Below are 17,806 nucleotides of genomic sequence, written 5' to 3'. Positions count from 1 at the left end.
CGGATGAAGCTGTCGTGACGGGGGAACGGCCGCGACAATGCCAGTTAATGGCTTTGTCGTCTTTGTGGACGGGTCGTTCGTGCCGCTGGGCACACACGCTCGTTCTTCACTACGGGGCGGTCGGTGCGCCGTTCCGGGTGAGCTGGTCGTAGAAGCACTAACCGATGGGCGAGGGGTACGCATGACCGACACCGGCCAGGTCCCGGGCGAGGGACTGCCGGAGAACGCAGGCATGGTGGAGCAGCCGGGCGTCCCCGCGCCCGGTGCGTACACCTACCTCTCCGAGACCACCGCCGAGGACGAAGACCTGTTGCTGCTGCCCGGTGCCCAGAGCGCCTGGGGCAACGAGGTCGCCCCGCCCGCGCCGGAACCGGTCGTGGAGGCCCTGCACGAACCCGGTGCGCACGAGATGTCCGGCCGCGACAGCGGTTCCGTCGACCTCAGCGCGGTCCGGATGCCGCCTGCGGCGCCGATCCCGCCGACCACTCCGCGGCGTCCCCTGCACCTCGGCCCGCCGACCCCCGATGCCTCCGCTAGCCCGGTCCGCTCCCTGGCCGACCGCGGCGCGGTGGGCGCGCCGGTACGCCAGCCGGGGCCGGCGGCGACGGCAGGCCCGGAGTACCTGGACGTGCCCCAGCCGCAGCCCGCGGCGCCGTGGGGCAGCCCGGTGCCGGCTCCGGCGGCCGTCCAGGCTCCCGCGCCGGTCAGCGCCGAGGTGCCGGCTGCCGAAACGGTTGTTCCGCAGTCCGCGCAGGCTCCCGTCCCCGCGCAGGCCCCCGCTCCCGCCGCGGTCCCGGCGCCCGCTGGGGGACAGGCGGACGCGGCCCAGGCGGCCATGGCCCGCCTCACGACCGAGGCGGTCGCCGCGACGCAGCCCGTGGAGATGCCGGAGCCCGCGCTCGTGGTCGCGGAACCCCAGGGCGACGAGCCGACGCCGGTCACCGGACCGGAAGACACGGCCGTTCCGGTCGCGCCGGGCGCCGGGGATGCCGTCGCGCCCGCCGCGCAGGTCCCGGTGCCCGGAGGTGACGCGTCGGTCGCCGAGCCGGTGCCGGGTGCTGAGGGTGAAGGGGCGCTTGCGGGCGTCCAGGGTCCTGAGGCGGTTGCGGGCGCGGTGGAGACCGAGGGCCCCGAGGGCGTACCGGCGCCGGAGGACGCCGTCGTGGCCGTGGACGTCCCGGCGGACGGGACCGAGACCGACGTGGCCGCGGATGTCCCGGCGGACGGGACCGACGCCGTCGAGGCTCCGGCCGCGCCCGTCGCGCCCGAGTCCGCGCCGCTCGCCGAGGCGGAGGCCCCGGCGGCCGAGGTGACGGAGCAGGAGGGTCCCGAGGCCGACGCACCCGTGGCGCCCGAGACTGTCGTGGCGGCTGTGCCCGAGACCGTCGCGCCCGCGGCCCCCGAGATCGCGGACCCTGAGTCCGCAGGCCCCGAGTCCGCCGTACCCGCGGCCCCCGAGCCCACCACGGCCGACGCCTCGCCGCTCGCCGACGGCCCCGACCCCGTCGTGTCCGACCCCTCCCAGGCCGTTGCCCCCGAGCCGGTCGCCGCTGCGGCCGCCGAGCCCGCTCCCGAGGCCCAGCTGCCCGAACCGGCACCCGCTCCCGAGGCCCCCGCTCCCGAGGCTCTCGCGCCGAGCCCCACCCCGGACCCGGCCGCCCCGGACGCGCACCCGGCGACCGGCGAGGCAGCGACGACCGAGCCCCACCCTCCCGTCGCGGCAGTCCCGGAGGTCCAGGCGGCCGACGCCGGCGCCCCCGCCCAGGAAGTCATGGCCGCCCCAGCTCCGGAGGCCGCCGCCACCGTCGTACCGGACGCTCCGGACGTCGCCCCTGAGCCCGTGCCGATGCCGCAGCCCCACATGCTCGGCGCGCCGCCGGCCACGCCCCCGGGCCTGGCCGGCCCGGCGTCCGCGCCCCAGCCCTACGTCGCCGACCCCGCCGGCCCCCAGATCCAGCCGTCGGAGGGCGCCACGCCCGGGTTCCCGTCGGAGCCGCACCCGGAGCAGCCGCTCGGCCAGTTCGTGCCGGTGGAGGGCCAGGTGCCGACCACCCCGCACCTCGCGCCCACCCCGCCCCAGCCGATCGTGCTGCCCGCCGAGGAGCCGGGCTCGGTGCCCGCTCCTCGCGCCGGGGACCCCGAAGCCGTACAACACGCGGAGGACCTGGACACCAGGGCCGCCGACCAGGAAGAGAGCACGGCCGCAGTGGCAGAAGCACGACAGCCCAGCGGACCGGCCGCGCCCGCCTATGAGGACGCCGAGCGCGAGGCCGTACTGAAGGTCATGCGCGAGCGCCGCGACATCCGCAACGGCTTCCGCAGCGACCCCATCCCGCACGAGGTGCTGCTCCGGGTCCTGGAGGCCGCGCACACGGCCCCGTCCGTCGGCCACTCGCAGCCCTGGGACTTCGTCGTCATCCGCTCCGCCGAGACCCGGCGCACGATGCACGAACTGGCGATGCGCCAGCGCGACGCCTACGCCAAGTCGCTGCCCAAGGGCCGGGCGAAGCAGTTCAAGGAACTGAAGATCGAGGCCATCCTCGACACCCCGGTGAACATCGTGGTCACCGCCGACCCGACCCGTGGCGGCCGCCACACCCTGGGCCGGCACACCCAGCCGCAGATGGCGCCGTACTCCTCCGCGCTCGCCGTCGAGAACCTGTGGCTCGCCGCCCGCGCCGAGGGCCTCGGCGTCGGCTGGGTCAGCTTCTTCGACGAGCGCGAGATGGTCCGCACCCTCGGCCTGCCCGAGCACCTGGAGGTCGTCGCCTACCTGTGCGTCGGGTACGTCGACGAGTTCCCGGACGAGCCCGAGCTGATGCAGGCCGGCTGGTCCAAGCGCCGCCCGCTGTCGTGGGTCGTGCACGAGGAGACGTACGGCCGTCGCGCCCTGCCCGGCGAGGATCCGCACGACCTGCTCGGCGAGACCGTCGCCCAGATCCGCCCGCTGGACGCCAAGGCGCTCGGCGAGGCGTGGGAGCGGCAGAAGCGCATGACCAAGCCGGCCGGCGCGCTCGGCATGCTGGAGATCATCTCGGCACAGCTCTCCGGACTGTCCCGGCAGTGCCCGCCGCCGATCCCGGAGCCCGCGGCCGTCGCGATCTTCGCGGGTGACCACGGCGTCCACGCCCAGGGCGTCACCCCCTGGCCGCAGGAGGTGACGGCCCAGATGGTGGCCAACTTCCTCGGCGGCGGCGCGGTCTGCAACGCGTTCGCGGGCCAGGTGGGCGCGGAGGTGTGCGTGGTCGACGTGGGCGTGGCCACCGACCTGCCCGCGACCCCCGGTCTCCTGCCCCGCAAGATCCGCGCCGGCACGTCCGACATGACCACCGGCGCGGCGATGACCCGCGAGGAGGCCAAGCAGGCCATCGAGGTGGGCATCGAGACGGCCCGCGACCTGGTGGCGGCGGGCAACAAGGCCCTGCTGACGGGCGAGATGGGCATCGCGAACACGACCGCGTCCGCCGCCCTGATCTCGGTCTTCACCGGCGCCGACCCGGCCGAGGTGACGGGCCGTGGCACCGGCATCAACGACGAGACCCTCGCCCGCAAGACCGAGGTCGTCCGCCGGGCCCTGGAACTCCACCAGCCGGACCCGGCCGACCCCATCGGCGTCCTCGCGGCCATCGGCGGCTTCGAGCACGCGGCGATGGTCGGCCTCCTGCTGGGCGGGGCGTCCCTGCGCACCCCGGTCATCCTGGACGGCGTGAGCGCGGGAGCGGCCGCTCTGGTCGCCCGAGCGATCGCCCCCGAGGTCCTCGCGGCCTGCATCGCGGGCCACCGCAGCGCGGAACCGGGCCACGTGGCGGCCCTGAACAAACTCGGCCTGCGCCCCCTGGTCGACCTGGACCTCCGCCTCGGCGAGGGCACGGGCGCGCTGCTCGCCCTGCCCCTGGTCCAGAGCACGGCGAGGGCCATGCACGAGGTGGCGACGTTCGACTCCGCCGGGGTCACCGAGAAGTAGGCGAGCCAGGAGCCCGGAGCCGGTGCCGACCACCCCGGGCTCTGACTCTCCTGCACGCGTTGGGCTGTGACTGCTGCGCCGGGCTGCCTTGAGGTCATGGGCTGTTTCGCCTCGCTGTCCCGGCCTTCACAGGGCGGCGGGCAGCCACCCGCCGGGCCCTGCGCAGTCGTTCGCCGGGTTCTCCTGAGCCCGTTGGGCTCTGTGCAGTCGTCCGCCGGGCTCTGCCGCATGTCCGTGGGGCTGTGGGCAGTCGTTCCGCTGGGCGGAACGAGTGGCACAGCCCCCACGCACCCGCCCCCGCACCGACGCCCAGCCATCGGACACCTGAACCGCCCCCGCCATCCGACCCGTAAAATCCGCACGTCAGGGCATCGCACCGCCGCCGCACAAGGGAGCCGTACCCCATGGCCGAAAACCCCGCCTACCCCGTAGGCCTCCGCCTCACCGGCCGCCGGGTCGTCGTCCTCGGCGGCGGCCAGGTCGCCCAGCGCCGCCTCCCGGCCCTCATCGCGGCGGGCGCCGAGATCCACCTGATCTCCCCCGAGGCGACCCCCTCCGTCGAGGCGATGGTGGACGCGGGCGAGCTGACCTGGACGAAGCGGCCGTACGAGGAGGGCGACCTCGCGGACGCCTGGTACGGCCTCATCGCCACCAGCGACAAGGCGGCGAACACCGCGGCCTCCGCGGAGGCGGAGCGCCACCGTGTCTTCTGCGTCCGCTCCGACGACGCCGAGGCCGCCACCGCGTGGACCCCGGCCACCGGCCACAGCGAGGGCGTCACCGTGGCGATCCTCACCACGGACACCAAGTCCCGCGACCCCCGCCACACCGCCGCCGTGCGTGACGCGGTCGTCGAGGGCCTGCGCGACGGCACGCTCGTCGCCCCCCACCACCGCACCCGCACCCCCGGTGTCGCCCTGGTCGGCGGCGGACCCGGCGACCCGGACCTCATCACCGTGCGCGGCCGTCGCCTCCTCGCCGAGGCCGACGTCGTCATCACCGACCACCTCGGCCCGCGCGACCTCCTCGCCGAACTGCCCAGCGGCGTCGAGGTGATCGACGCGGCCAAGCTGCCGTACGGCCGCTTCATGGCCCAGGAGGCCATCAACAACGCCCTCATCGAGCACGCCAAGCAGGGCAAGTCCGTCGTCCGTCTCAAGGGCGGCGACCCGTTCGTCTACGGCCGTGGCATGGAGGAGGTCCAGGCGCTGGCCGAGGCCGGCATCCCGTGCACGGTCGTACCCGGCATCTCCAGCTCGATCTCGGTGCCGGGCGCCGCCGGCATCCCGGTCACCCACCGGGGCATCGCCCACGAGTTCACGGTGGTCAGCGGCCACATCGCCCCCGACGACGAGCGCTCCCTGGTCGACTGGCCCTCGCTCGCCAAGCTGACCGGCACGCTGGTGATCCTCATGGGCGTCGGCACCCTCGGGAAGGTCGCCGAGACGCTCATCGCGCACGGCAAGTCCCCGGACACCCCCGTGGCCCTGATCCAGGAGGGCACCACGGCAGCCCAGCGCCGGGTGGACGCGACGCTCGCCACGGCCGCCGAGGCCGTCGTCGCCGAGGAGGTCAAGCCGCCGGCGGTGATCGTCATCGGCGAGGTGGTGAAGGTCGGCCCGACGACCATGGCGTAACCCGAGGTAACTCACCTTCTCCCGAGCCGTTGGCACCGCACGCACGACAAGGCAGTATCACTCTGTGGCCGATCTCATCACCGTCGAGGATCCCGACGACCCGCGCCTGCGCGACTACACGGGCCTGACCGACGTAGAACTGCGCCGCAAGCGCGAACCCGCCGAGGGCCTGTTCATCGCCGAGGGCGAGAAGGTCATCCGCCGGGCGAAGGACGCCGGCTACGAGATGCGCTCGATGCTGCTGTCCGCCAAGTGGGTTGACGTCATGCGCGATGTCATCGACGAACTCCCGGCCCCCGTCTACGCGGTGAGCCCCGAGCTCGCCGAACAGGTCACCGGCTACCACGTGCACCGCGGCGCGCTCGCCTCCATGCAGCGCAAGCCGCTGCCCACGGCGGCCGATCTGCTCCGGACCACTCGCCGGGTGGTCGTCATGGAGTCGGTCAACGACCACACCAACATCGGCGCGATCTTCCGCTCCGCCGCCGCCCTCGGCATGGACGCGGTCCTGCTCTCGCCGGACTGCGCGGACCCGCTGTACCGCCGGAGCGTCAAGGTCTCCATGGGCGCGGTCTTCTCCGTCCCGTACGCCCGTCTCGACACCTGGCCCAAGGGTCTGGAGTCGGTCCGCGAGGCCGGGTTCACCCTCCTCGCGCTCACCCCGGACGAGAAGGCCAAGTCGCTCGACGAGGCCGCCCCGCACAAGATGGACCGGGTCGCCCTGATGCTCGGCGCGGAGGGCGACGGCCTCTCCCGCCAGGCCCTGGTGGCCGCCGACGAATGGGTCCGCATCCCCATGGCCCACGGCGTCGACTCCCTCAACGTGGGCGCGGCGGCAGCGGTCGCCTTCTACGCGGTGGCGACGGGCCGCCCGGAGGCGTAGCGGTCGTCCGACCCCGTTCTCCCCTTCGCAGTAAGACGACGTCGAGGCGCCCTACGACCCGTGCGGCGACCCGTGCCCCGGCGCCGCCTGCTCCTGCCGGACGACGTCCCGCTGGTCACCCATGCCCCGGCTCGGACCCTGGCAGCCCTGGGCGGCGGCGATGCCGAGCGCGACCAGCAGGGTCACCACGACGAACACGAACAGACGCTGACGCAGCAACTGCGGGTTGGCGGGCCGGCGGCCCGTGCCCGTGGTGCGCGGTGCCGGACGCCCGCTGCCGCTGCGCGGACCGGGACGGCTGCCGCCGCCGGTGCGGCCGGTGTTGCGCGAGGCGGGCGTGGGCCTCGCGGACCCGGACCGGCCGGACGAGGAGGCGGGACCGCCGCCGCGGGAGGCGCTGCCCCCGCGTGAGGGAGCGGGGCCGCGCGAGGAGGGGCCGGTGGCGCGGGGCGCGGGCGTTCCCGGGGCGCCCTGAGGGCGACGCTGGGCGCGGTCCGGGTAGGTGTCCGCGAGCCGTCCGGTCGGGCGGTCCGTGTCACCCGAGCGCGGCGCCGGCGGACGCAGCTCCGCGATCCCCTGCGCCTCACGGGCCGCGATCTCCTTCAGCCGCAGCGACAGCTGGAGCGTGGTCGGCCGCTCCTCGGGATCCTTGGCGAGACAGGCCCGTACGAGCGGGGCCAGCGCGTCGGGCACGCCGTGCAGCTGCGGCTCCTCGTGCACCACGCGGTACAGCATCACCTCGGAACTGCCGTGCCCGAAGGGCGAGTCGCCCATGGAGGCGTACGCCAGCGTCGCCCCGAGGGAGAACACGTCCGTGGCCGGGGTGACGGCGGCGCCGCGCACCTGCTCGGGCGCGAGGAACCCGGGGGACCCGACGGCCGTACCGACATGGGTGAGCGTCGAAGCCCCCGTGGCCCAGGCGATGCCGAAGTCGATGATCCGCGGGCCCTTGGGGGAGAGCAGGATGTTGGACGGCTTCAGATCCCGGTGCACGACCCCGGCCTCGTGGACGGCGACGAGCCCCTCCGACAGCGCGGCCCCGATCGCGGCGACCTCGGCGGCGACCAGCGACCCCTCGTCGGCGACCCTGTCGTGCAGGGAGGGGCCGGGCACGTACTGGGTGGCGAACCAGGGCCGGTCGGCGTCGAGGTCGGCGGCGACCAGCCGCGCGGTGCAGCCCCCGCGGATCCGCCGCGCGGCGGAGACCTCGCGCGCGAACCGCGAACGGAACTCCTGGTCCTCGGCCAGATCAGGCCGGATGACCTTCAGCGCGACCCGCTGCCCCTTCTTGTCGGAGCCCAGGTAGACCACGCCCATCCCGCCCGCGCCGAGCCGCCTGTGAAGCCTGAACGAGCCGACGACGCGCGGGTCCTCGCGCCTCAGGCGCATCATCGCCATGTTCATCCCCGCTGCCCGGTCCCTGTGACGAGCCACAGCTTACGTTTCCCCGGCCGCCCGCGCGCAGAGGCCGCGCCCTCTCGTCCGGACGGATTGTCAGTGCTCGGTGGGAGACTTGAGGGGTGGTCAGGGAGCGGGCGAACAGGCCGACTTCGCCCTGCCGTTGATCCCAACCACCCGTCACAGAAGGGGGATTGAACCCGTGAAGGGCGATCGCGTGGAGATAGTCGTGGACGCGGGGGACACGACCCGCACGTACGAGGTGGTGGCGAGCAGGGCGGGCCGCCGGGTGGAGACGGCGGTACGCCGAGGTGTCGTGGAAGTGAGCGAAGTCACGCGCAGCGGATCGGTCGTGCGCACGGCCCGCTTCATGGCGAACCGGGTCCTGGCGCTGGTCGAGCAGCCGGTGCCGCGCGAGGACGCCTCGGAGAAAGCGGGGCACACCGGGCGCCCCCTCCGGGAAGACCCCGAGACCTAGGACTCCGTCTCCACCCAGGGGAGTACTCCGCAGGTGACGGCTCATCCTCCGGGAGGCCCGGCAATCGGTACGAGGGCATGACGTACGACGAGGGCCGCGCCCGTAGATTTGAGGTCAAGCGGCGGGTGCAGCACTCGTCCCCCGAGGTCAGACACCCGCCGCTGCCAAGGACAACAGAACGGTCAGGAGAGGGACCATGGCCCAGACGGCTCCGCGGACACTGCTCCGCACACAGACGCGCCGCCAGGGCCGTCGCCACCCGCTGGTGGCGACACTGATGGCCCTTCCCCTGGCGGCCCTGCTCCTCCTCGTCTTCGACGGCTGGGAGACGGTGGCCACACAAGCGTCGTCCGTGGGAGTGATGCTGGGGCGCTGAGCGGCGACCCCAGGCCCGGAAGAGCGGTCCGGGCGGGGACATCCACCCATGAAACCCCGTGGGGACGGGGGTGCGGCGGACGGCAACAATGCCGGCGCAGCTGGGGAGCTGCGCCGGCATTACCTTTTTCCGCGCAAACCGGCGGAGCCGCGGGCAGTCGTACCGCCGGGCGGCACGGGTGGGCTTGGGCCCCTCTGAGGGAGCCACCCCGCAAGCGCGGGCAAGCGTGAGCCACTCCCACCCAGCCCCGGCGCCCCGCACTCCCGCACGGCACCGCCCCCTGCGTACCCTCACCGCAGACACATCCCCCGCAGGGAGCCACGTGACCGCCAACCCCCTCGTGCCGGACCTCACCCGCGCCGCCACAGCAGCCGCCCACGCACGAAGCACCCCCTGCCCCTGCGGCACCCCCGAAACCCTCGCCGACCGCCCCGACGCCACCGTCGTCCGTCACGCGCACACCGTCGCCAAGGCTCACGCCCCGGACGCCGACCCCATCCACCTCACCGTCCGCCTGGCCACCGCCACAGCCCTCCCCGACGTCCTCCTCCCACCCCTCACCCCGCACGCGACCCCCCTCCGCGACCGCCTGACGACCTGCTGGCCGTACGGCACGCCCGTGGATCCGCACGCCCCCGACGCCGCCCCCTGGGAAGCCGCCGCCACCCTCCTCGCCCGCCTCCACCGGCACCCACCCCTGCCGCGCACGCCCCCCATGCGCGGCCCGGAGAAGGCGGCCCGAGCCATCGACCGGATGAGAGCCTCGGCCACCCGGCATCAGGCCACCACCCCGCTCGAGAGCGCCGCCACCGCCGTCCTCCACGCCTGGCACACCCTCCCCGCGTGGGCCCGGGCAGAGGCCCCGATGCCGCCCGGCACCACTGGCACCTCCACCCTGTGCCACGGCGACTTCCACCTCGGCCAGCTCGTCCGCCACCCGGCCGAGAACGGCCCCTGGCGCCTCATCGACGTCGACGACCTCGGCACCGGCGTTCCCGCCTGGGACCTCGCCCGCCCCGCCGCCTGGTACGCCTGCGGACTCCTCGCGCCCGACGAGTGGACCCGCTTCCTCACCGCGTACCGCACCGCCCACGGCCCCGCTCTCGCCCCGCACGGCGACCCGTGGCCCACCCTCGACATCCCCGCCCGCGCCCTGACCGTCCAGACGGCAGCCACAGCGATCGCCAAGGCGACGAAGGCCGGCCGCGCCCTCGACGAGGTCGAGCGGTCCCTCATCGACGCCTGCGGTCGAATGGCCTCGACCCCGCCCGAGTTGACGTACGAATCAGCCAAGTAGGGTGCAACCGACCGCAGCCGGACAGAGTCTGTCCTGGCGATACGCGAAGCAGGACCGACCGGCGAGGAGTTGAGCCGACATGCAGTGTCCGAAGTGCCGTGCCCCGATGCACACCTACAACCGCAACGGCGTCCAGATCGAGCAGTGCAGCGGCTGCCGCGGGATATTTCTCGACTACGGCGAGCTGGAGGCCCTGACCCGCCTGGAGTCCCAGTGGTCCCAGCCCGCCCCACCGGCGCCCCCGGCCCCCCAGGCCTACCCGGCGGCCCCCGCCCCCGCGGCCCCCGCATGGGGTGCCCCGCAGCACGGCGGCGGCCACTACGGCCACAAGCGCCACAAGAGCTTCGGCCACATGCTGTTCTCCAGCTGAGGCGGGAGCGGCGCGCGCACGACGAAGCCCCGGTCGCTCAGCGGCGGCCGGGGCTTGTCGGTGTGTGGACGATACTGGGATTGAACCAGTGACCTCTTCCGTGTCAGGGAAGCGCTCTCCCGCTGAGCTAATCGTCCTCGGGCTCACGACCCGAGGGTCGTGGATCTTGCGTGCGCGATACTGGGATTGAACCAGTGACCTCTTCCGTGTCAGGGAAGCGCTCTCCCGCTGAGCTAATCGCGCGGGGGATCCGGAGATCCAGTGGACGATACTGGGATTGAACCAGTGACCTCTTCCGTGTCAGGGAAGCGCTCTCCCGCTGAGCTAATCGTCCTTGGAGGTGGAGACGGGATTTGAACCCGTGTAGACGGCTTTGCAGGCCGTTGCCTCGCCTCTCGGCCACTCCACCAGGAGTGTGGGGGTTCGGGATGATCCCCCTTGCTCTTCCGAGCGAACGACGAGGTTCGAACTCGCGACCTCAACCTTGGCAAGGTTGCGCTCTACCAACTGAGCTACGTTCGCCTGTCTTTCCGTTCCGCTTGCGCGTCCCGGCGACGTGTTGAACTCTAGCGGATTCCTGGGCCAGTACAAAAACGCGTTTGTGCAGCGTGCTGCGCCGCACCCCCGCTCCGCCTGCAGTCCGACGTGGTCAGAGCCCCCACGAGGACATGCCCAGGTCACCCGGGTGACACCCGCCATAGACTCGACAACGTGCTCGACCTCCCTCCTCTGGCCCGTTTCGGCGACCGTCTCGCCACCGGCCTCCTCGACGTCACCAGTGATCCAGCGGCCCTGGACTCCACCGGCTTCTGGGCCGTCGCCGCGGACTTCGAGGGGCGGCTGACCTGCGCCCGCTTCCAGGATGTACGGGACGCGCCCGTGCCCGCCCCGGTGCCGGGCGCCTGGCACGGCCCGGCGGCGGAGGACTGGACGTCCTCCCTCGACCGCGCCGCCTACACCGCGGGCGTCCGGCGCATCCGCGAGCACATCGCGGCGGGCGAGGTCTACCAGGCGAACCTCTGCCGGGTGCTCTCCGCGCCCGTCGCGCCCGACGCCGACGTGGACGCCCTCACCGCGCTGCTGGCCCGCGGCAACCCGGCGCCGTACGCAGGAACGATCCGGCTGCCGGGGCACGGCGTGGAGATCGCCACCGCCTCCCCGGAGCTGTTCCTGCGCCGGGACGGCCGGATCGTGGAGTCCGGACCGATCAAGGGCACCGGTCGTACCGAGGCGGACCTCCTGGAGAAGGACTACGCCGAGAACGTGATGATCGTGGACCTGGTCCGCAACGACATCGGCCGCGTCTGCGCCACCGGCTCCGTCAGCGTCCCCGATCTGTGCGCCGTGGAGAAGCACCCGGGCCTGGTCCACCTCGTCTCCACCGTGCGCGGCGCGCTGCGCCCCGACGCCGGCTGGCCCGAGCTGCTCGCCGCCGCCTTCCCGCCCGGCTCGGTCACCGGCGCCCCGAAGTCGAGTGCGCTGCGGATCATCGACGCGCTGGAGACGGCGCCCAGGGGCCCGTACTGCGGCGGCATCGGCTGGGTCGACGCGGACCGGGGCACCGGCGAGCTCGCCGTCGGCATCCGCACCTTCTGGATCGACCGCGCGGCAGGCGTGCTGCGCTTCGGCACCGGCGCCGGCATCACCTGGGGCTCGGACCCCGACGGCGAATGGCGGGAGACCGAACTGAAAGCCTCCCGGCTGCTCGCGGTAGCGTCGGGACAGTACGAGGCAAGTGGAGAGGCACTGCAGTGACGATCTGGCTCGACGGCGGGCTCCAGGACATCGAGTCCGCCCGCGTCTCCGTCTTCGACCACGGGCTGACCGTGGGCGACGGCATCTTCGAGACGGTGAAGGCGACCGACGGCAAGCCGTTCGCGCTCACCCGGCATCTGAACCGGCTGACCCGCTCCGCGCGCGGCCTGGGTCTGCCCGACCCCGACCACGACGAGGTCCGCCGCGCCTGTACGGCCGTACTGGAGGCCAATCCGATGCCGCTCGGCCGGCTGCGCATCACCTACACGGGCGGCCACGGCCCCCTCGGCTCCGACCGCGGCGAGCACGGCCCGACCCTCGTCGTCGCCCTCGGCGAGACCACCCGCCGCCCCGACACCACCGCCGTGATCACGGTCCCCTGGACCCGTAACGAGCGCGGCGCCCTCACCGGCCTGAAGACGACCTCGTACGCGGAGAACGTCGTCGCCCTCGCCCGCGCCCACCAACACGGCGGTTCCGAGGCGCTGTTCGCCAACACCGTCGGGCGGCTCTGCGAGGGCACGGGCTCGAACGTCTTCGTCGTCCTGGACGGCGAGATCCACACCCCGCCGCTCGCCTCCGGCTGCCTCGCCGGTATCACCCGCGAGCTGGTCGTGGAGTGGACCGGCGCCAGGGAGACCGACCTGCCGCTGGACGTGCTCGAGCGGGCCGACGAGATCTTCCTGACGTCGACGCTCCGCGACGTCCAGGCCGTGCACCGGGTCGACCAGCGCGAACTGTCCGCCGCCCCGGGCCCGGTGACCGCCAAGGCCATGCGGATCTTCGACGAGAGGTCCGGCCAGGACCAAGATCCCTGAGTCGGGGGAAAAGAAGCTGACGTGGGCCCCCATCGCGGGTAGAACACCCGTGATGACCACGACCCTGCGGCCGACCGAGCCGCTCCAGCGCGATGCCGACGGGGCGCTGTCCCGCCACTTCCAGGTGTGCGTGAACAGCCGTCCCGTGGGCGCGATACGCATCGCCACGCACCCCGTCTTCGGGCCGACCGTCGCGGAGATCAGCGATCTGAGCATCGCGGAGCCCGACCGGGGGCGCGGCCGGGGCACCGTGGCCGCGCTCGCCGCCGAGGAGGTGGCCCGCGGCTGGGGCTGCACGCGCGTCGAGATCCGGGTGCCGGGCGACGCCGAGGCCGCGCTGCGTCTCGCCACCGCGCTGGGCTACGTCCACCGCAACCGCGGCATGGAGAAGCGGCTCACCGGCACCCCGCCCGAACTGCCCGAGGGCAGCCGCGGCCGCCCCATGACGCAGGCCGAGTACGGGCCGTGGGTGGAGCACGGAAACGCGCACTACGCGCAGAGCTGGATCGACCGCGGGGTGCCCGAGAGCGAGGCGTGGGCCAAAGCCCTGAGCGACTTCGCCAGACTGCTGCCGCAGGGCCTGGACACCGAGGACGTGCTGATCAGCGTCCTGGAGCACGAGGGGACCCCCGTCGGCACCCTGTGGGTGTCGACGGCGGGGGAGAAGGCGTTCGTGTTCGACGTCGAGGCCGACGAGCGCTTCCGCGGCCGGGGCCACGGCCGCTCGCTGATGCTGCTGGCCGAGGCCCAGGCGGTGGCCGCCGGCAAGCCGGTCATCGGCCTGAACGTCTTCGCGGACAACACGCCGGCCGAGCGCCTCTACGAGTCCCTGGGCTATGTGCCGGTGGGCTACTCGATGTACAAGAACCTGCTCTGAGGCCGGAGGGACGACCACCCGGTGCCGAGCCCGAAGCACCGGCCTCGGCTCAGGCCTGGCCGGTCTCGGCCAGCAGGCGGTCGGCGATCTCCTCGATCCGCTCGCGCAGGCCCTCCTGGCTCTTGCCGCCGTCGAGGCGCTCGCCGCCGATGACGTACGTCGGAGTGCCGGTGACGCCGATCGCCTTGCCCTCGGCCTGGTCGGCGTCCACGATCAGGATGTGGCGGCCGTCGATCAGCGCGGTGTCGAACTCCTCGGCGTCCAGCCCGAGTTCCTGGGCCACCTCGACCAGGAGGGGTTCTCCCTTACGGTCCAGCTCCTCGACCCGGCCCAGGACCGCCTCGACGTACGGCCATCCCTGCCCCTGTTCGAGGGCCTCCTCGGCGGCCTGCGCGGCGGCGAAGGCGTGCTTGTGCTTCTCCAGCGGGAAGTGCCGCAGCCGCAGCTCCAGCCGGTCGCCGTAGCGGGCGCGCAGGGCCTTCAGGTCCACGAGGGCCGTACGGCAGTCGGAGCACTGGAGTTCGCACCACACGTCGAGGACGGGGGCGGTGGGACGGACGGGGGAGGAGTCGCTCATGGGCCCAGTCTCCCAGCCCGGGCCCGGTGCGACCCAATCAGGGATGCACCCCCGACCGGCACCTTCGGAGGAGCCGACCCGGAGATGTCCCTGATGTCCGGCCGGACCATGGCCCGGCGGGGTCTCGCAGGTGCAGGATGGAAGGGACGAAGTACCGCGCGCACCGTGCATGACCGAATCCTGTCTGGAGGACCGGATGATTGCCGAGACCGTCTGTTCCGCCGTCGCCGCGGCCGGCCTGGGCATCGCGGCGGTCACGGCGTACCGCAAGCGCTACCTGTCCGCCGCTCGTATCGCCGCGTACGCGCTGGTCCCGCTGGGGCTGGTGATGACCGGAGTGGTCGAGTGGCTGGCGGACACCGCCTTCAGTCCCACCGCCTGGGCGGGCTTCGGCGTGCTCGGCGCCTCCTGGCTGCTCTTCGCGAGCACCCGTGCCGTGGAGCGGCGCCGTGAGGGCGGCGGCACCCGCAAGGAGCGCAAGGAGGCGCGCGCCGAGCGGCGCGGCGCGGTGGCCCCGGCGGCCTCGGCGCCCTCGCTGGGCTCGGGCTCGCGATCGGCGGCCAAGCCGACGGCGGCGCCCCAGGAGGACTTCAGCGACATCGAGGCCATCCTCAAGAAGCACGGCATATGACGGCCGCACGTCGGCTGAAACGACACAGTGGGTCGCCGCCCGTCCGTAACCGATCACGACCTGGAACGGACATCGCGGATTAAGGCGAACTCCCGCTTCTTCCGGGCGTGTTGATCGCGCCGGGCGGGTCGGCTGCGTCATCATCGCCGCGAGATGCTGGACACGACACAGAGCGAGACCGCGCCGCCGCAGGACGAGCCGCGTGGATGCCTCTTCGCCCTTTCCCAGCCACCGCTGATGATCTTCCTTGCGGTGATCGGGTGTCTGCTGCTCATGGCTGCGCTGCACGACCTGCTGCTGCTCTGAGCCGTACCCGCGGCCCCCGGCGCCACCCGCCGGGGCCCGCGACGACACCGAGGCAAGCACCATCAAGATCCCCGGGGTCTGTCCGACGTCACCGTATAGCGCTCGCCCTCGACCTCGGCCCCGACCGACCGGCCCCGGTCCTCTGCCGCTCGGTCCGGCCCCGTCGGGCCCTGTCTCAGCCCGCCGCTTCCTTGCGGCGGGCTCGGTATGCGGCTACGTGCAGGCGGTTTCCGCAGGTGCGGCTGTCGCAGTAGCGGCGGGAGCGGTTGCGGGAGAGGTCGACGAAGGCGCGGCGGCAGTCGGGTGCCTCGCAGCGGCGCAGTCGCTCCTGCTCACCGGCGACCACGAAGAACGCGAGGGCCATGCCGCAGTCGGCCGCGAGGTGGTCGGCCACGGACGCGCCCGGCGCGAAGTAGTGCACATGCCAGTCGTAACCGTCATGGTCGGTCAGCCGCGGAGTGGTGCCGGCGGCCGCGACGAGCTCATTGATCAGGCCGGAGGCCGTCCGCGCGTCGGGCGCCGCGAAGACCCGCGCGAACTTCTCCCGCACCTTGCGCACCGCGGACAGATCCAGCTCCGAGAGCACCCCGACATCGCTGATCTCGTGCCTGCGCACGAAGTCCGCGAGCGCCGCGACGTCCGGCAACGCCTCCGCCGTCGGGTCGTCCTCCTCCGGCGCGGTGTTCACCAGATCCACCACGGCGTCGAGGGCGCACCGGGTGTCGTGGGTGATCAGCACGTTTCGCTCCCTGGCCTGAGGGTCGGGCGCGGGCGCCCGCCGATGCTGGCCGATGGTAGTAGCTTCGCCGACGACGGCACGGCCGCGCCAGGGACGTGGTAGCCGGGGGCAACCGAATGTGCCCGCGAACCGCGAGATCAGGCCGCGCCCGCAGGGATCCCACGCACGCCGACGCCGTCACCGTGAGTGACCCACGGTGACTGCGTCGGCGCATACCGTATGCGATTGTTTGTCGTGGCCCGAGCCGTCACCCCGAGTCGACGGCGCCGGGCGGCTTCGTGGCGGCCCGCCTCAGCTCTCCGCCAGGATGTGTGAGAGCTCCTGATCGAGATCGAAGTGCCGGTGTTCCGTGCCGGGCGGCACGGCGGCGTCTGTTCGCTTCAGGAAGGACTCCAGGGCCCGTGCCGGGGCTTCGAGGAGGGCCTCGCCCTCCGGAGAGCTCAGGGCGATGCACACGACCCCCTGACCGTGACTGCGCGACGGCCAGACTCGGACGTCTCCGGTGCCCGTGGGCCGGTGCAGGCCCTCCGCGAGAAGGTCGCGGGCGAACACCCACTCGACGGTTTCCTCGGCTCCGGTGTGGAAGGTGGCGTGCACGGCGTAGGGGTCGGCCGTGTCGTACCGCAGGCCTGCGGGGACAGGCAGGGAGGACTCGCTCGACACAACGAGGCGCAGGTGCAGCTCGCAGCTGACCGTGGTGTTCATAAGCGCCAGGGCCTTTCGCTCAGTGTGCGCTCGGGGATTCGCACGTCGGCGAAATCGACATGCCACCTACGGTGCCGTTGTAAACCCCTCTGAGTGTTTTGCGTGTCTTTACGTAACTCTTCCGGCCGACGACCCGTTCGCGAGGTACGACCATTCCGGTGACTGGTTTCTCTCCGGTAGGGTTTGGCCGTATGAATACGGGGAGTAGCGAGCCTGGCGAGGTGGCCATGGCGTCGAACGAGGCCGAAGTGGACGGTGCGAGGAGCGAGCAGGGGCTCGGTTCGCGGGCGCCCGAGTTCATCAAGGCGCGCCGTCTGTTGCACCTCAGCTGGCAGGTGGGCGTCTTCGTCATCGGTCTGGCGGTCGTGGCGCTCGGCATCGTCATGCTGCCGCTGCCCGGCCCGGGCTGGGTCGTGATCTTCGGCGGTATGGCGATCTGGGCCACCGAGTTCGTCTGGGCCCAGCTGGTGCTCCGCTGGACCAAGCGCAAGGTCACCGAGGCCGCGCAGCGCGCCCTCGATCCCAAGGTGCGCCGCCGCAACATCATCCTGACCTCGACCGGGCTGGTGATCGTGGCCGTCCTGGGCGGCATCTACCTGTGGAAGTTCGGCGTCGTGATGCCCTGGAAGATCAAGGACCAGTGATCCGCCGAGGGGGTGCGGGCGCCGCCCCGGCCGCGTCCGCGCTGGTCACAGGCACCCCCTGACATGGGGTAATGTTCTTCCTGCGCCCGGGCGATTAGCTCAGTGGGAGAGCGCTTCGTTCACACCGAAGAGGTCACTGGTTCGAACCCAGTATCGCCCACCCGGGACCACGGCCCGTCTGCTTCGAGCAGACGGGCCGCAGTCGTTTCCGGGCTCGGAGCGCTGCGGGACACCGTGCCGTTTCCGGGGTTCGGTGCGCCGCGAGAACGGTGCCGTTTCCGGGTCCCGTGTGCCGCGAGACGCCGTTTCCGGGGTCCGGTGTGCGGCGAGAAGCCGTCGGGCCAGGCCCCG

The 17,806-nt window shown here is 72.9% G+C and carries 17 protein-coding genes and 6 tRNA genes; 14 read left to right on the top strand and 9 right to left on the bottom strand.

What is annotated here, in order from left to right; translation table 11 throughout:
* The first annotated feature begins 181 nt into the window (after window positions 1–181).
* The 3 genes from cobT to ACWDRW_RS15735 all read left to right on the top strand — a co-directional run bounded on the left by cobT (window position 182) and on the right by ACWDRW_RS15735 (window position 6,484).
* A complete protein-coding gene (cobT, locus tag ACWDRW_RS15745) occupies window positions 182–3,964 on the top strand; it encodes a nicotinate-nucleotide--dimethylbenzimidazole phosphoribosyltransferase (RefSeq protein WP_451723508.1) in 3,783 nt (1,260 codons plus the stop codon).
* Between the two features lie 404 nt (window positions 3,965–4,368).
* The gene (cobA, locus tag ACWDRW_RS15740) at window positions 4,369–5,601 is read left to right on the top strand and encodes a uroporphyrinogen-III C-methyltransferase (RefSeq protein ID WP_451723505.1); all 1,233 of its coding nucleotides are present in this window, start codon (window positions 4,369–4,371) and stop codon (window positions 5,599–5,601) included.
* Between the two features lie 64 nt (window positions 5,602–5,665).
* Complete coding sequence (locus tag ACWDRW_RS15735; protein ID WP_451723503.1) at window positions 5,666–6,484, top strand: TrmH family RNA methyltransferase; 819 nt, start codon at window positions 5,666–5,668, stop codon at window positions 6,482–6,484.
* Between the two features lie 51 nt (window positions 6,485–6,535).
* Here the strand turns inward: ACWDRW_RS15735 and ACWDRW_RS15730 are convergent, their stop codons facing one another.
* A complete protein-coding gene (locus ACWDRW_RS15730) occupies window positions 6,536–7,888 on the bottom strand; it encodes a serine/threonine-protein kinase (RefSeq protein WP_451723707.1) in 1,353 nt (450 codons plus the stop codon).
* Window positions 7,889–8,084: 196 nt separating this feature from the next.
* On the opposite strand from ACWDRW_RS15730, the gene ACWDRW_RS15725 reads away from it, so the two are divergent.
* The 4 genes from ACWDRW_RS15725 to ACWDRW_RS15710 all read left to right on the top strand — a co-directional run bounded on the left by ACWDRW_RS15725 (window position 8,085) and on the right by ACWDRW_RS15710 (window position 10,403).
* Window positions 8,085–8,360: a hypothetical protein gene (locus ACWDRW_RS15725; RefSeq protein WP_451723502.1), complete on the top strand. Its 276-nt coding sequence runs from the start codon at window positions 8,085–8,087 to the stop codon at window positions 8,358–8,360.
* A 196-nt stretch (window positions 8,361–8,556) separates the two neighbouring features.
* Window positions 8,557–8,736 (top strand): hypothetical protein, encoded by a 180-nt coding sequence (locus ACWDRW_RS15720; RefSeq protein WP_315884701.1) that lies wholly within the window; start codon window positions 8,557–8,559, stop codon window positions 8,734–8,736.
* A gap of 322 nt (window positions 8,737–9,058) precedes the next feature.
* The gene (locus tag ACWDRW_RS15715) at window positions 9,059–10,033 is read left to right on the top strand and encodes a phosphotransferase family protein (protein ID WP_451723500.1); all 975 of its coding nucleotides are present in this window, start codon (window positions 9,059–9,061) and stop codon (window positions 10,031–10,033) included.
* Window positions 10,034–10,112: 79 nt separating this feature from the next.
* Complete coding sequence (locus ACWDRW_RS15710; protein WP_451119578.1) at window positions 10,113–10,403, top strand: TFIIB-type zinc ribbon-containing protein; 291 nt, start codon at window positions 10,113–10,115, stop codon at window positions 10,401–10,403.
* 65 nt (window positions 10,404–10,468) lie between these two features.
* On the opposite strand, the gene ACWDRW_RS15705 is transcribed toward ACWDRW_RS15710, so the two are convergent.
* The 5 genes from ACWDRW_RS15705 to ACWDRW_RS15685 form a co-directional block, all read right to left on the bottom strand.
* Window positions 10,469–10,540, bottom strand: a tRNA-Val gene (locus tag ACWDRW_RS15705).
* A gap of 34 nt (window positions 10,541–10,574) precedes the next feature.
* Window positions 10,575–10,646, bottom strand: a tRNA-Val gene (locus ACWDRW_RS15700).
* Between the two features lie 19 nt (window positions 10,647–10,665).
* Window positions 10,666–10,737: transfer RNA gene (locus tag ACWDRW_RS15695), tRNA-Val, on the bottom strand.
* A 1-nt stretch (window position 10,738) separates the two neighbouring features.
* Window positions 10,739–10,812: transfer RNA gene (locus ACWDRW_RS15690), tRNA-Cys, on the bottom strand.
* A 40-nt stretch (window positions 10,813–10,852) separates the two neighbouring features.
* Window positions 10,853–10,925: transfer RNA gene (locus tag ACWDRW_RS15685), tRNA-Gly, on the bottom strand.
* Window positions 10,926–11,114: 189 nt separating this feature from the next.
* Here ACWDRW_RS15685 and ACWDRW_RS15680 point away from each other — a divergent pair.
* Genes ACWDRW_RS15680 through ACWDRW_RS15670 form a run of 3 tightly spaced genes read left to right on the top strand, consistent with a single transcriptional unit; the run spans window position 11,115 to window position 13,853 of the window.
* The gene (locus ACWDRW_RS15680) at window positions 11,115–12,158 is read left to right on the top strand and encodes a chorismate-binding protein (protein ID WP_451723498.1); all 1,044 of its coding nucleotides are present in this window, start codon (window positions 11,115–11,117) and stop codon (window positions 12,156–12,158) included.
* A complete protein-coding gene (locus tag ACWDRW_RS15675) occupies window positions 12,155–12,976 on the top strand; it encodes an aminotransferase class IV (RefSeq protein WP_451723497.1) in 822 nt (273 codons plus the stop codon). Before ACWDRW_RS15680 ends, ACWDRW_RS15675 begins: the two co-directional genes overlap by 4 nt.
* Window positions 12,977–13,028: 52 nt before the next feature.
* On the top strand, window positions 13,029–13,853 hold the full coding sequence (locus ACWDRW_RS15670) for a GNAT family N-acetyltransferase (RefSeq protein WP_451723496.1): 825 nt from the start codon (window positions 13,029–13,031) through the stop codon (window positions 13,851–13,853).
* Between the two features lie 49 nt (window positions 13,854–13,902).
* Here ACWDRW_RS15670 and ACWDRW_RS15665 read toward each other — a convergent pair whose 3' ends face one another.
* Window positions 13,903–14,430 carry a DsbA family protein gene (locus ACWDRW_RS15665; RefSeq protein WP_451723494.1) on the bottom strand — a complete coding sequence of 176 codons (528 nt, stop codon included), beginning with the start codon at window positions 14,428–14,430 and terminating at the stop codon, window positions 13,903–13,905.
* A gap of 196 nt (window positions 14,431–14,626) precedes the next feature.
* Here ACWDRW_RS15665 and ACWDRW_RS15660 point away from each other — a divergent pair, with 196 nt between their 5' ends.
* Together ACWDRW_RS15660 and ACWDRW_RS15655 are read left to right on the top strand one after the other, a co-directional pair.
* Window positions 14,627–15,061, top strand: coding sequence for a hypothetical protein (locus ACWDRW_RS15660; RefSeq protein WP_451723705.1), 435 nt, complete (start codon window positions 14,627–14,629; stop codon window positions 15,059–15,061).
* Between the two features lie 153 nt (window positions 15,062–15,214).
* On the top strand, window positions 15,215–15,367 hold the full coding sequence (locus ACWDRW_RS15655; RefSeq protein WP_176711650.1) for a hypothetical protein: 153 nt from the start codon (window positions 15,215–15,217) through the stop codon (window positions 15,365–15,367).
* Window positions 15,368–15,542: 175 nt separating this feature from the next.
* Here ACWDRW_RS15655 and ACWDRW_RS15650 read toward each other — a convergent pair whose 3' ends face one another.
* Window positions 15,543–16,106: a CGNR zinc finger domain-containing protein gene (locus tag ACWDRW_RS15650; protein ID WP_451723492.1), complete on the bottom strand. Its 564-nt coding sequence runs from the start codon at window positions 16,104–16,106 to the stop codon at window positions 15,543–15,545.
* Between the two features lie 291 nt (window positions 16,107–16,397).
* Entirely contained in the window at window positions 16,398–16,811 is a 414-nt protein-coding gene (locus ACWDRW_RS15645; protein ID WP_004002642.1) for an SsgA family sporulation/cell division regulator, read from the bottom strand.
* A gap of 191 nt (window positions 16,812–17,002) precedes the next feature.
* Here ACWDRW_RS15645 and ACWDRW_RS15640 point away from each other — a divergent pair, with 191 nt between their 5' ends.
* Both ACWDRW_RS15640 and ACWDRW_RS15635 read left to right on the top strand, forming a co-directional pair.
* Window positions 17,003–17,455: a TIGR02611 family protein gene (locus ACWDRW_RS15640; RefSeq protein ID WP_451723490.1), complete on the top strand. Its 453-nt coding sequence runs from the start codon at window positions 17,003–17,005 to the stop codon at window positions 17,453–17,455.
* 88 nt (window positions 17,456–17,543) lie between these two features.
* Window positions 17,544–17,615 (top strand) — tRNA-Val (locus tag ACWDRW_RS15635).
* Window positions 17,616–17,806 lie beyond the last annotated feature (191 nt).

Source organism: Streptomyces sp. NPDC003635, from assembly GCF_053587635.1.
The sequence above is the reverse complement of the archived record's forward strand: the minus strand, read 5'-3'. Positions and strand labels throughout refer to the sequence as shown.

Coding starts and splice junctions, on each gene's coding strand:
- cobT (WP_451723508.1), top strand. CDS start 182: ATGACCGACACCGGCCAGGTCCCGGGCGAGGGACTGCCGGAGAACGCA.
- ACWDRW_RS15730 (WP_451723707.1), bottom strand. CDS start 7,888: ATGAACATGGCGATGATGCGCCTGAGGCGCGAGGACCCGCGCGTCGTC.
- ACWDRW_RS15670 (WP_451723496.1), top strand. CDS start 13,029: ATGACCACGACCCTGCGGCCGACCGAGCCGCTCCAGCGCGATGCCGAC.
- cobA (WP_451723505.1), top strand. CDS start 4,369: ATGGCCGAAAACCCCGCCTACCCCGTAGGCCTCCGCCTCACCGGCCGC.
- ACWDRW_RS15640 (WP_451723490.1), top strand. CDS start 17,003: ATGAATACGGGGAGTAGCGAGCCTGGCGAGGTGGCCATGGCGTCGAAC.
- ACWDRW_RS15710 (WP_451119578.1), top strand. CDS start 10,113: ATGCAGTGTCCGAAGTGCCGTGCCCCGATGCACACCTACAACCGCAAC.
- ACWDRW_RS15665 (WP_451723494.1), bottom strand. CDS start 14,430: ATGAGCGACTCCTCCCCCGTCCGTCCCACCGCCCCCGTCCTCGACGTG.
- ACWDRW_RS15655 (WP_176711650.1), top strand. CDS start 15,215: ATGCTGGACACGACACAGAGCGAGACCGCGCCGCCGCAGGACGAGCCG.
- ACWDRW_RS15645 (WP_004002642.1), bottom strand. CDS start 16,811: ATGAACACCACGGTCAGCTGCGAGCTGCACCTGCGCCTCGTTGTGTCG.
- ACWDRW_RS15720 (WP_315884701.1), top strand. CDS start 8,557: ATGGCCCAGACGGCTCCGCGGACACTGCTCCGCACACAGACGCGCCGC.
- ACWDRW_RS15660 (WP_451723705.1), top strand. CDS start 14,627: ATGATTGCCGAGACCGTCTGTTCCGCCGTCGCCGCGGCCGGCCTGGGC.